This is a genomic window from Dehalococcoidia bacterium (assembly GCA_041653995.1).
In the GTDB taxonomy this organism is placed as follows: Bacteria; Chloroflexota; Dehalococcoidia; order GIF9; family UBA5629; genus CAIMUM01.
Genome location: JBAZEK010000015.1, coordinates 1 through 10,813 on the forward strand (window position 1 = coordinate 1; position 10,813 = coordinate 10,813).

Here is a 10,813-nt window from a genome sequence, read left to right on the forward strand (position 1 = left end):
CGCTACGATTGAATGCTACAGTAACAACATTCGATGCGTTGGTGCTGATGCGCATGCCTATCGGCGGCAAATCTATCCATCCGACAACGGTATCTGGATTAGCAGTTTTCCACAGGAAAATCCGAGCGCTCATTACTGCAAAATATTTGTGCGACGCGGTTAGATAACCAAGTGCTTTTTCCGTCGCAAATGTCGAGGACAGCAGCACCGTTGCGCCGCCGGGAGAATGCAGGTCAACTATTGCACCGGACTCGTTTGCAAAATTGGTGACCGCGTACCCGCCCATGTCAAGCGCCGCTGTGCGTACCAAAGATTCGACATTTACTAACGCCAGCGTCGCTGCCCCGGTTGCGGCGGTGTCACGATAGCTAAAAACGCGCCCCGAATCCGTCACCACCAGCTGCGCCCCGTGCAGCGCCGTCTCGCCCGTGGGCGTGCAAGTCGTCTCGCTCGTCAACGTATAAATGGTATTCGTCGCTTGATTCAAAAGGCGAACGTGAGCAGCAGCGTCGGCAGTCCACGTAGCCCCAGCAAACGCGCCATCCCAATCAGCTGCGGAAGTGTCTTCAGGGTCGAACGCAGCAATGGCCGACGGCAGCAGCTGGTATTTGCAGGACTCGTGAGCTTGCGCCTTAGTCGCGAATTTTTCTCTCAATGTTTGCGAATCGGAGTAAGCAACATCAATGTGTTCTACGAGCAAATGCCTCTGCGTTGTCATATTTCCACCTCATCCACCAGCAAATTTCCGGCTTCATCTACCAGCAAATTTCCGTCTTCACCGATGATATAAGGCGCCTGCAAATCTTCTCCGCCTCCCGGCGCGTTCGCTGTGTGTACCTCGAGTGCTAGATTCAATCCTAAATTCACGTTACCCCGCTACCTTGACTTCAGTGCATTTGCGGATTCGCCCCTGTACGAAAAAAGTGTGTCCGACAAAAGCAGTCTCTTTTGTAATTCCTACCACGATACCTGGGATCTCGGAAGATGTCCACACTCCGATGATATTCAATTCGATAGACTGATCAACACTGCCCCATGAAGAACTCATCATAGATGCAACCGGCACGCCCGAAGCGTCGTAGACGGCCGAACATAGTCGACTGACAGTAACTCTACCCGCTGCGCCGGGTGCACCAGCGAGAGTAGCCACAATCTCTATATCTATGACAATCAGCCATGTTTCATTCGCGCGACTGATATCGGTTAAATCTATCGTCAGCACGGCAAGCGTCGAATCCGCATCATAGGCGGTTACTGGAGTCGACCAGTCTTCGAATTGCCAATCATGCGGGAGCATCGGCGCAAGATCAATCGCTATTTCAGTCAATAGACGGTAAATGAAATTCGTTCCCGCCGCGTCAGCCACTGGAATTTTTCCCGCGTCCTCGACACCGCTTGGCGCGCGGATACCTCCAGCATATGCCGCCGCGAGCGACGCAAACAGGTTTGGGTCCACCCCTCCGGACACTGTCATTAGTAATCCACGCCAACGTCGGTAGAGTCGTTGCTTTGCAAAGCGATAAACTGGCGTTCTACTATACCGCCTAATTTCAGCAGCTGTGCTGCACTCATGACGACCGTTGTGCCGTCAATGCGTGTGAGCGTCAGCCCAGCAGCTCCGACAGCCCCCACCACAGCGCGCCGCGCGGGCCTGCTAACACCAGCCACATCGTGCACCGTGATCACCCCGGACAGCACGTTAGCGTCCGGCAGTGTCGCGTAATAAAAGGGAACTTCGATCGACTGATTAGGACCTGACATATTGCCTCGCGTGCCCCCGCCTCTTTGGGGGTCGCTTGGCTAATAGCATGTTTCAGACGCCGGCGCAAGGTATTGTACGTGACCATACAAGTGGTGTCATTCGCGCAAGCGCTGCTTGGGCATGCAAAAAGTTATTGCATTTATAGCCCAAACCCAAGTCCAAAAATTTTTATTTTTCGGTCGACGGGCCTAGGTGCTGACATTCGTAAAATGCCAGAAATCGAGAGGCGCCCCAACTGATTAGCCGACCCCTAAAACCGTCTGGACGCATCAGCCCATATCGGCCCGCCGACTGTGAACCAGCGTTCACACCCCCTGCCGCAAGCCAGCGACCACCACCCTGCCCCGCGCTGTCTCAGGCGGGAAAGCCCAGCCTGTCGTGCAGCGCACCGCGCAGGAAGCCAGCACGTGCTGCCGCAGAGACTCATAGGGCACATCATTGCGATCGAAGTACAGCCACACTCCAGAGCCAACAGCACCCATGTCAGGTTGCAGATCCACATCCAGCCCGCTGCACCTGCCAACACCCCACGCCCAATCGAGCAGCTTGCACTGCAAGGCCTCGAGGTGGCTACGCTTGCGGGCCTGCTTGACGCGCGCGCGCCTCTCGAGCACGGCGTGCACCCTGTCTACCTCCTTCTCGTGCCACGTCTGCGTGGGTAAGGGTACTACATTGATGTGACAGCGGCGCGCCTCGGTCGCTGCTGCATCTTCGCGCTCTTCTGCTTGACGCAGCCACGTTGGGCGCTGTGGGCGTTTCCGGAATCGAACCGGGTCCTGCTTGTGGTCGTACTCCCACTCTCGACAACGCTGCTCGTACAGGTCCTGTTCACAGTTGTGCAGGTGCTCTGTCACGGTACGTACCAGCTGCAGCCACTCTTGTGCTGCGGGCTGTGCGCTGTACCTTCCGCCAGCTTCGTTGAGTTTGCGTTCGCAGACACGCAAGCGTGCGCGCAGCTTACGTAAATCGTGTGTATTGGTTACAGACTCTACAGCAGGCGGCCCGGCTTTGGGCTTGCGCAATGCAGCCAGATCTGCATCGACCTGCTCGAGTATATTTGCCACGCGAGCAAAATCAGGTCCTAGCGCGCGCACAGCGGCAAGGTCAGATCCATCCACGCGTATCGGCAGCAGTGCGCGCGCTTTGGCTCTGCGTTTACATAGCCAAACGCGCCTGCGCTGTATTGTGTTAGCATCCAGCTTCGATCGAACAACATCGCGCGGTGCTAGCGATTCCCCGAGCATCCACACATCCCACACGCGCTGCATGTGCTCGGTCAGGTTTTCGCGCCTGGCGTCCGGAGGGATGCGGCTCCGAGCATCGTTCGCGAACATTCGCCAGTCCAACGGGGACTGGTACTGCTGTTGTAGCAAGCCGAGGGGGACTGAATATAGATCTAGAGGTATTCTCACGTCTCAGATCATAGCACGGGCAAGCAAAGGGTGCCGCTAAAACCCCCAGATAAGACTTCGTCAGGGTGCCACTAAAACCCCTAGACAAGACTTCGTCGGGGTGCCACGGCGAGCACGTTTGCAGTTATACCTGGCCAACTTTAACGTAAGAAGCTAAGCGTTTACCTTCTTACGTTATACTGATCGCCGGCATAGGGGTATTTAAGATTCTATTGCTCGGGCAATCGGGAACGATCCCGCGGACATGCGGCGCAATAACCAACTTGCAGCGATAACGGTTATTGCGCCAAAAGTTACCGGTCCGCGGGCCGTAACAGGGGATTTGCCTTGCTGTGATGGGCGCGTAGCGTCTTTTCACACCGGCCGCACCCGCAGAACAGCAACACACCCGAAATTATTAGCCTTTTCGCAAATAGCACGGCAAAAAGCATTTATTTCTCCGGGCACGACTAAAAGCAATATATATTGCTTCCGCTCGTCCGCGCTGCGCGCTAAATCAGCGCTGTAATTCCAGCGCAGAAACAGAACTAAAAGCAATATATATTGCTTCTTCTCGTCCGCACCGCTCTAAATCAGCACTGTAATTTCAGCGCACCGCTCTAAATCAGCACTGTAATTTCAGCGCCTGTTCTTCTGCGCGGCCCACTGCACGCAGCAGCGCCCACCAATGCAGCAGCGCCCACCAATGCAGCAGCGCCCGGCCTGCACTTGGCAAACCGGGCGCTGCTGCATTGGTGGGCGGTGCTGCCTACCGGACCTCCACCACGCGCATCTTTGACTTATTACGAGGAGCGTAAGACGCGATTATCGCCTCGGCATCAGCGCGGCGCGTGAACTCCGCCTGCATTCCGCGGTGCGAACCGGTAAGCCACACCACTTTGCCCCGGTCGTCAATAGCGAATCGGGCGCCCGCCCGGTCAATTGAAAATTTCACTGGAGACATTTTTCTACTCCTCCGATTTAAGAGTCGCGTACAACCTCGCCCATTCATCGGCTGCGAGCTGCGTACCATACGCCATGTATCGTAGCCCGATCGCGCCAGCGATGCCTGCGCAGTCCGCGCAGCCTGAACAGCCGGAACAGTCCACACAGCGCACGCAGTCCACGCAGCCCGAGCAGTGCAGACAGACCGAGCAGTCCGCGCAGCCAAGGCAGTCCCAGCAGTCCGCGCAGCCGCTGCAAAATGAAAATGTCGGGATGCCGAGCAGGTCATCCCGGCTCAACGAAACCAATTCAGCGGGTGATTTGGGGGTCAGCATGTTTTAGGCTCCTTCTGGTGGTGGTGGTCGGGGTGTCAGGATGCAGGCGCGAATAGTGTGGCATCGCTGCCAATGAGTGATAGCCATATGCGCTTTCCGAGCCGGTTCGCTTCCTGTTGCGCTCTGACGGTTGCTTCTTCACGAGAAGCAGCAAAAGAGGACTCTACGGTGCCGGTGACGACTCCGGAGATTTTGCTGGTGCTAATACGTCCGATGAGCAGCCGCGCGTTGTATTTGTGGGTGGCGGTGGTGGCGGTGGCGGTGGTGGCGGTGATGGCGGTGGTGGCGGTGATCGGGTTGGTCATAATTTCAGGTACTTGCAATTCACGTGCCAACAGCACAACAAGCGCAAGTGCTTGAAATCACATACCGCGGCCAACAGGGTGCGAAGTGAAATGCCCTAGAACCGAGAAGCAACTGACGCACACTGCGTAGACCTGCACGCACCCAGCACCAGAAAACAAGCACTTGCGCGCCACTGAAAGATGGCACAAGACGTGCAACGCCTTGCATGCCCGCCAAGCCACCCCCAACCAAAGCCACCCCCAACCCGCTACGTGAACAACATGACACCAGAAGAAATACTAGCATTAACACCCGCCGAATACGGGCAGTTGCTCCCTTTCGACTGCACCGGCTGCACCCGCTGCAACGACTGCGCCGACTGCACAGGCTGCACCGACTGCACCCGCTGCACCCGCTGCTGGGACTGCGCCCGCTGCACCGGCTGCACCCGCTGCTCAGGCGGCTGGGACTGCACCGACTGCACCCGCTGCACCGACTGCTGGGACTGCGCTGGAATCGAAAACGGTCGCGGGCTGCGATATGTGGCATTTGGCGTGCAGCTGACCGCACAGCAGTGGCAGCAGCTGCAGTCCAATTTGGACTTGGACTAAGTGTCTACCATAATCTGCACTCACGTCGAGCAACATCTACCCGCTGCGTGCGCATTCGTTGGGCGGGACCTGCACGCCGCCGGCTGGACCCTGGCGGCGCCGCTGCCAAAGCCCGGCCGCGGCGCACCAATCCGCTGCATTGCTGGACTGCCCCGGGGGCGTGGGCGCTACTGGCTCTTGCTGGGTGCGGCTGCCTTGGGTCTGGGCGACGGCATTGCCGTGCCGCCCGCTGTGAAGCGCTGCCCGGAGCGGCTGACGGTCGACATGCCAATCGGTGCCCCAACCAACACGAAAATGCGCCGGTTGGTTCGGGTAGCGTGCGCGTGCGGCCTGCACGGGACGCCTGCGGCCGTGCCGGGGCCGTTTCCCTTGCGCCGGTGCGTGTCATTCAGCGCGCCTGTGAGGGCTGCACTCGAGGCAGCGCAGGCGCGGTACGGCGGGTCGATCGCTGAATGGGTGCGCTGGCTGGTGCTGCCACCTCCCGCACCCCCGCCTGTGCCCCTGCCTGTGCCCCCGCCTGTGCCACCGCCGATCAGCTGTGGCGACTAAGCCATTTTTCAGCTGCAGCGCGGTGCGGGAGCAAGTAGCACGCTACTACGTGGGCTTTTGGGTGTCTACAACGACGATACGGGAAAATTGCGTGCAATACTTCGTGTCCAATAATGTACTCGAGCACATATATTGGAGCCTGTTGCAACGCACACGATAGTCCAATCCAGTGCCCATCGTGCGGATACCTGCGCCACTGTGCCCAGTGGGGTCCGTTATCCAGTTCGCTATCGAGCGCCCACGTGATTTGGATATTTCGTGGCGCGTAGCGCAACCTTTTACGCGCACGGTCGAGCAGCACCTGCAGATCAACAGCCACGGTGCACCACCAGCCACGTGCCAACGCCAGCGCCAACGCAGAAGCACACCGCCGCGGACACCGACCGCAGCGACTGCCCAACACCCACGAGCACGCACGCGGCCCAGATTGCTTCTGTCGCGGCAGCGCGCCACGGTTGGCACGCTACGCACGCACGCACCCAGTATGCGCTTAGACTCGCCAGCAGCAGACCGGCGGCACCGGACGGCGCCAACCAGCACAGCAGCACAGCGCCTGGCACAGACGCAGCACCCAAGCACACGAGGCGCATTTTGTCGTGCATCAGCACAGGGCACCCGCTTCCAAGCGCTTGGCGGCTGTTGCCAGCGCTTCGCGCTCGCGCTCGGTTGGCTCGTGCAGCCACGTTGGGCTGACCTTCGTCTTACCGTATTTCGAGTCGATCAGGCAAAATGTTTGTTTCGGCTCTTCAGGGCGGGCATTAATTTTTCTGGCGAAATCGTTGTAGCCGACTACAGATCCATTTGCGAGGCCGTCTCCAAGGTCGAGCTGAGAGTGAAAATGCCCGGTCAAATGCAAGTAGCTCGGCTGATTTAACTGCCACATCGCATAAGCCTTGCGCAACGGGATGGTAATACCGCCCACACCTCCGGCGTAGTTGACTGTATCACCGTGCGTACCATGCAAAACTCGCCCGAATACCGATGTGTATACGTCTCTTGCTTTTGGTGCGTGCACTCTTATGGTTGGGTGGTCGGCAAACGCGCGTGCTACACGCTGTCCGAGAGCCCACTCGTGACTATGCTCGCAATACGTAGCTGCGCGTGGTTTGAGTGTATCTCGGCCGTGATTGCCTGGCACCCAGAGCACCCGCAATTCACGATCGGGGCCCAGTTCGTCTGCGAGATGCGCAAGGCGCCCCAATAGATATGGCTCAAGCCAGTCGATCGTTACAAGAGGCGCCTCGGACGTTTCCGTTTGATCATCATGCAGATGCCCGTCGATCAGGTCGCCCAGCACAGCGATGCAGTGGCCGATTACAGCAAAAGAGCGCTCATCTTTGATCAACCACACGATCGACTCGAAATACCGGTCAAGCCTGTGTCTGCAGATCTCCGGGTCGTATGAATTCCAGCACACGGATGCGGTGGGCACAACAGTGGCGCCAGCGTGCACATCGGACAGCACCGACAGACCCCAGGCTTGCCGTTGGGCTGTGCCGAGCACGCGAGGCCCCACGGGCGCCGGCCGGGGCAGTGGTGCCGAGAGCATATCCACACGCGCTTGCAGAGATGTAATCCGGTCTTTGGCCGCTTTGAGCAATTTACGATCGGCGGCAGCGGCGCGCTGTGCGGCGGTTTTGGTTAGTGCTGTGTCGAGCGGATCTGCTTCGGGTGTCGGGGGCGGTGCGGGCACTGTCTTTGGGTGCTGTGCGCGCGGATCTGCTTCGGGTGTCGGGGGCGGTGCGGGCACTGTCTTTGGGTGCTGCGCGCGCGGCTTGGCACGCCCGGTAGCGTGCAGCCATGATCCGTATGCGAGCGGCAACGACCATTTTCCGGATACCACCTGTGCGCACTGGGGCGCGTTGGACGCGACCATTTCCTGCGCTATGGTGCGCATTCGGTCTGTGATGCGTACGGGATAATCGCCGTCGCATTTGGCTATTGCTATTGCCAGTTGATCGTCCGATAAATTACGTCTTGCAATTTGGCGCTGCCACATATAGCGCTTTGCCTCCTCGCGATTTGCGAATGTCATGTGAATGACGTCGTAGGGCAACTGCAGACGCTTGCATATCGCATAGCGCCGGTGCCCGTCTATGATTGTGTTTCCCCACACAATAATCGCATCCACGTCACGACAGCCACACGATCGCTCTATTGCTGTTTGTAACTCAGCATCTGACTCCGGTGCTGGTATGAGGGCTTCAAATTCTGGATCTACTTGGAGATTAACTTGCTGCATGTTGCTGTTGCTACTTTCTTTTTTGTGCGCCAAGCGCGCTGTTGCTCATTGATGCGATCGCGGTTGGCCTCGCGCCAAGCGCGCTTTCGCTCGAGCGCGTGCTCGCGATTGGCCTCGTACCGGGCGCGGGATTGCTCATTGGTGCGATCGCGGTTGGCTTCTCTCCGGGCGCGCTGTTGCTCGAGCGCGTGCTCGCGGTTGGCTTCGCGCCAAGCGCGCTGTCGCTCGAGCGTGTGCTCGCGGTTGGCCTCGTACCAAGCGCGGGATTGCTCATTGGTGCGATCGCGATTGGCCTCGCGCCAAGCGCGCCGTTGCTCGAGCGCGTGCTCGCGGTTGGCTTCGTACCGGGCTCTACGGTAGCACGCACAGCATAGGCCTTTTGCGCACGGCTTGCGCTCAGGGTGCCCGCACATGTTCACTTTTGGCATGGGCACTCGAGGTTTGTGGTGGGATTGTGGGTATCACATCCGGCTGTCTCGAGGCACCCGCGCAGTATGCTGTCAGCCTGGTACCATCGCGGCCCGGAGCGCGCTGCACACGCACTGCGGCAGCATGCCTGATAGACAGATGCGCAGCATCCAGCCGCCGGCGCTGGTTGCTGCGCTGGAGGTTGCAGACCGAGACCGATCAAAAAAGCAGTTATGGCGTAGATCATTTTGCCCAGACTTTCTGTATGATCAACAGAGTCAACCATAGCACACCGACACAGCCGAGCCACACGCAAATACACACGGACAGTCCCTCCAATGGGTTTGGATCATGCATCGTCGTATATCCCTAATTGTGAGGCTCTGGACAGGTAAATAGCCTCCGCTCGGGCTGGTGCCCACGGTTTCCACGGCATGGGATCGGGCTCCGGCGTGGGTGTGTCGGGCGATAGACCGAGCCACTCAGCATCCGTCATGAAATACGGCCCGTTGTCTCGGCGCTCGGTCAGCATGCTTTTCACGTCCCACTGCTTGATGTTAACACGAGGCACACCAAATCGCGCGCTGATGGCGTCCTGCCAGATCCTCTCTAAGCGTTGGTACGCGTGTAGCAGCGATTTGAGCGGACTGCTCACGTCGCCTAGGTACGCTTCGGCCGCATCGTGTAGCAGTGCCCATCTTGCGGCAGCCGACGGACACAACAGACTGACGTGCACGCAGTGTTGTGCGACCGTGGCGATGTGGTTGCCAGCACCGCAAAAACGCCCGATGCGTGATAGTGCGTGTGCGATATCACGGAGCGTGATCATCTCGACAGCAGGTGCTCGCAAATCAAGCCGTTTGCCGCTGAATGTGAGGATGCTGCTGTTGGGGTGGACGCTGTGCGGGGGGCGCATTGGTATTGAGCGATTGAGTAGATTGTCGTATTGCGGGCGGGCTGCTTCGACCGGTGATCGGTGTTTGTACCCTCTTGTGCTGTGGGTGGGGTTCATTATCTTTCCTTTTGGGCTGTGGGTGGAGCTGTGCCAGGCACCAGATCGGGCCTGTGCCACAGCAGAAATGCTAGTCGGCACGCTGCGTGGCTGGCTTCAGACATTCCATCTTCATCTCGATACGTTGCGCGCTCCAGGTGTGCTTGAGCACGCAGCTGCTGCTCTTGTGCTGACTGCGAGCACCACGCATCGCCCCTAGCCTGGTGACGCTCACACACGGACACGGCCGTGTGCAGTAGTGAGAGCATAGCGATTTCTTGCGCCGGCGTGAGGTTAATCACCCGCGCGTGTAGCGACTGCCAATTCGTCTTGGGGTGTGGTTGGTTCACGGACGCACCAATTTCGGCGAGTACCCGAGCCGCCGCAGCGCGGCCGCGGTTGCTTCGGCTTTGGTTTGTGTGTAACATAAAAATGTGCCGATTCGCCTTTCGGGTGGGGTGTCGCTCTGTGTGTCGCGCGGTGTGCGTGTCTCGTGCCGGCGAGAGTAGTAGCCGCCCTGTTTGGCTGCGGCGCGTCTCGCAAATTTGGGGGTCTTTATGTTTCAAGCTCCAATTGCTGCCACTGCTGTGCGGTCAGCTGCACGCCAAATGCCACATATCGCAGCCCGCGACCGTTTTTGATTCCGAGGCAGTCGGCGCAGCCGGTGCAGTCGGCGCAGTCCCAGCAGACGTTGCAGCCGACGCAGTTCCAGCAGCGGGTGCAGCCGGTGCAGCGGGTGCAGTCGGTGCAGTCGGTGCAGCGGGTGCAGTCGGCGCAGTCGGTGCAGCGGGTGCAGTCGGCGCAGCGGGTGCAGCGGGTGCAGCGGGTGCAGCCGGGGCAGTCGGCGCAGTCGGCGCAGTCGGCGCAGCCGGCGCAGTCGGTGCAGCCGGTGCAGCGGGTGCAGTCTGAGCAGTCCCAGCAGTCCCAGCAGCGGGTGCAGTCGGTGCAGTCGGTGCAGCGGGTGCAGCCGGTGCAGCGGGTGCAGTCGGTGCAGCCGGCGCAGTCGTTGCAGCGGGCGCAGTCGAATACGGGCAGTTGCTCCCTTTCGACGGATGTTAATGCTAATATTTCTTCTGGCGTCATGTTTCAAGCTCCAATTGCTGCCACTGCTGTGCGGTCAGCTGCATGCCAAATGCCACATATCGCAGCCCGCGACCGTTTTTGATTCCGGTGCAGTCGGCGCAGTCGGTGCAGTCGGCGCAGTCGGTGCAGCGGGTGCAGTCGGTGCAGTCGGCGCAGCGGGTGCAGTCGGCGCAGCGGGTGCAGCCGGTGCAGCGGGTGCAGTCCCAGCAGC

Annotated in this window: 15 protein-coding genes; 2 read left to right on the forward strand and 13 right to left on the reverse strand. The window is 59.2% G+C overall.

Features of this window, described 5'->3' with window-relative positions; all coding sequences use genetic code 11:
- From WC359_13735 to WC359_13770, 8 genes are all read right to left on the reverse strand, one after another.
- The coding region (locus WC359_13735) for a hypothetical protein (GenBank protein MFA5401506.1) at positions 1–718 on the reverse strand (718 nt) is incomplete at its 3' end.
- Entirely contained in the window at positions 715–867 is a 153-nt protein-coding gene (locus tag WC359_13740) for a hypothetical protein (GenBank protein ID MFA5401507.1), read from the reverse strand. The genes WC359_13735 and WC359_13740, both read right to left, overlap by 4 nt.
- A gap of 1 nt (position 868) precedes the next feature.
- Entirely contained in the window at positions 869–1,456 is a 588-nt protein-coding gene (locus WC359_13745) for a hypothetical protein (GenBank protein MFA5401508.1), read from the reverse strand.
- 17 nt (positions 1,457–1,473) lie between these two features.
- Positions 1,474–1,761 carry a hypothetical protein gene (locus WC359_13750; GenBank protein MFA5401509.1) on the reverse strand — a complete coding sequence of 96 codons (288 nt, stop codon included), beginning with the start codon at positions 1,759–1,761 and terminating at the stop codon, positions 1,474–1,476.
- 306 nt (positions 1,762–2,067) lie between these two features.
- Positions 2,068–3,096: a hypothetical protein gene (locus WC359_13755; protein MFA5401510.1), complete on the reverse strand. Its 1,029-nt coding sequence runs from the start codon at positions 3,094–3,096 to the stop codon at positions 2,068–2,070.
- An 826-nt stretch (positions 3,097–3,922) separates the two neighbouring features.
- Positions 3,923–4,117 carry a hypothetical protein gene (locus WC359_13760; protein MFA5401511.1) on the reverse strand — a complete coding sequence of 65 codons (195 nt, stop codon included), beginning with the start codon at positions 4,115–4,117 and terminating at the stop codon, positions 3,923–3,925.
- Positions 4,118–4,121: 4 nt separating this feature from the next.
- The gene (locus WC359_13765) at positions 4,122–4,433 is read right to left on the reverse strand and encodes a hypothetical protein (GenBank protein ID MFA5401512.1); all 312 of its coding nucleotides are present in this window, start codon (positions 4,431–4,433) and stop codon (positions 4,122–4,124) included.
- A gap of 35 nt (positions 4,434–4,468) precedes the next feature.
- The gene (locus tag WC359_13770) at positions 4,469–4,768 is read right to left on the reverse strand and encodes a hypothetical protein (protein MFA5401513.1); all 300 of its coding nucleotides are present in this window, start codon (positions 4,766–4,768) and stop codon (positions 4,469–4,471) included.
- A gap of 231 nt (positions 4,769–4,999) precedes the next feature.
- On the opposite strand from WC359_13770, the gene WC359_13775 reads away from it, so the two are divergent.
- Positions 5,000–5,329, forward strand: coding sequence for a hypothetical protein (locus tag WC359_13775; protein MFA5401514.1), 330 nt, complete (start codon positions 5,000–5,002; stop codon positions 5,327–5,329).
- Between the two features lie 167 nt (positions 5,330–5,496).
- Here the strand turns inward: WC359_13775 and WC359_13780 are convergent, their stop codons facing one another.
- Complete coding sequence (locus WC359_13780; protein ID MFA5401515.1) at positions 5,497–5,619, reverse strand: hypothetical protein; 123 nt, start codon at positions 5,617–5,619, stop codon at positions 5,497–5,499.
- An 860-nt stretch (positions 5,620–6,479) separates the two neighbouring features.
- Positions 6,480–8,153, reverse strand: coding sequence for a hypothetical protein (locus WC359_13785; GenBank protein MFA5401516.1), 1,674 nt, complete (start codon positions 8,151–8,153; stop codon positions 6,480–6,482).
- A gap of 8 nt (positions 8,154–8,161) precedes the next feature.
- Between WC359_13785 and WC359_13790 the strand changes: the two genes are divergently transcribed.
- Positions 8,162–8,494, forward strand: a complete 333-nt coding sequence (locus WC359_13790) for a hypothetical protein (protein ID MFA5401517.1) — start codon at positions 8,162–8,164, stop codon at positions 8,492–8,494.
- Positions 8,495–8,877: 383 nt separating this feature from the next.
- Here the strand turns inward: WC359_13790 and WC359_13795 are convergent, their stop codons facing one another.
- From WC359_13795 to WC359_13805, 3 genes are all read right to left on the reverse strand, one after another.
- Positions 8,878–9,183 carry a hypothetical protein gene (locus tag WC359_13795; GenBank protein ID MFA5401518.1) on the reverse strand — a complete coding sequence of 102 codons (306 nt, stop codon included), beginning with the start codon at positions 9,181–9,183 and terminating at the stop codon, positions 8,878–8,880.
- Between the two features lie 891 nt (positions 9,184–10,074).
- Positions 10,075–10,602 (reverse strand): hypothetical protein, encoded by a 528-nt coding sequence (locus WC359_13800; protein ID MFA5401519.1) that lies wholly within the window; start codon positions 10,600–10,602, stop codon positions 10,075–10,077.
- On the reverse strand, positions 10,599–10,813 hold a 215-nt coding region (locus WC359_13805; GenBank protein ID MFA5401520.1), incomplete at its 5' end, for a hypothetical protein. The genes WC359_13800 and WC359_13805, both read right to left, overlap by 4 nt.

Coding starts and splice junctions, on each gene's coding strand:
- WC359_13750 (MFA5401509.1), bottom strand. CDS start 1,761: ATGTCAGGTCCTAATCAGTCGATCGAAGTTCCCTTTTATTACGCGACA.
- WC359_13755 (MFA5401510.1), bottom strand. CDS start 3,096: ATGTTCGCGAACGATGCTCGGAGCCGCATCCCTCCGGACGCCAGGCGC.
- WC359_13760 (MFA5401511.1), bottom strand. CDS start 4,117: ATGTCTCCAGTGAAATTTTCAATTGACCGGGCGGGCGCCCGATTCGCT.
- WC359_13765 (MFA5401512.1), bottom strand. CDS start 4,433: ATGCTGACCCCCAAATCACCCGCTGAATTGGTTTCGTTGAGCCGGGAT.
- WC359_13775 (MFA5401514.1), top strand. CDS start 5,000: ATGACACCAGAAGAAATACTAGCATTAACACCCGCCGAATACGGGCAG.
- WC359_13800 (MFA5401519.1), bottom strand. CDS start 10,602: ATGACGCCAGAAGAAATATTAGCATTAACATCCGTCGAAAGGGAGCAA.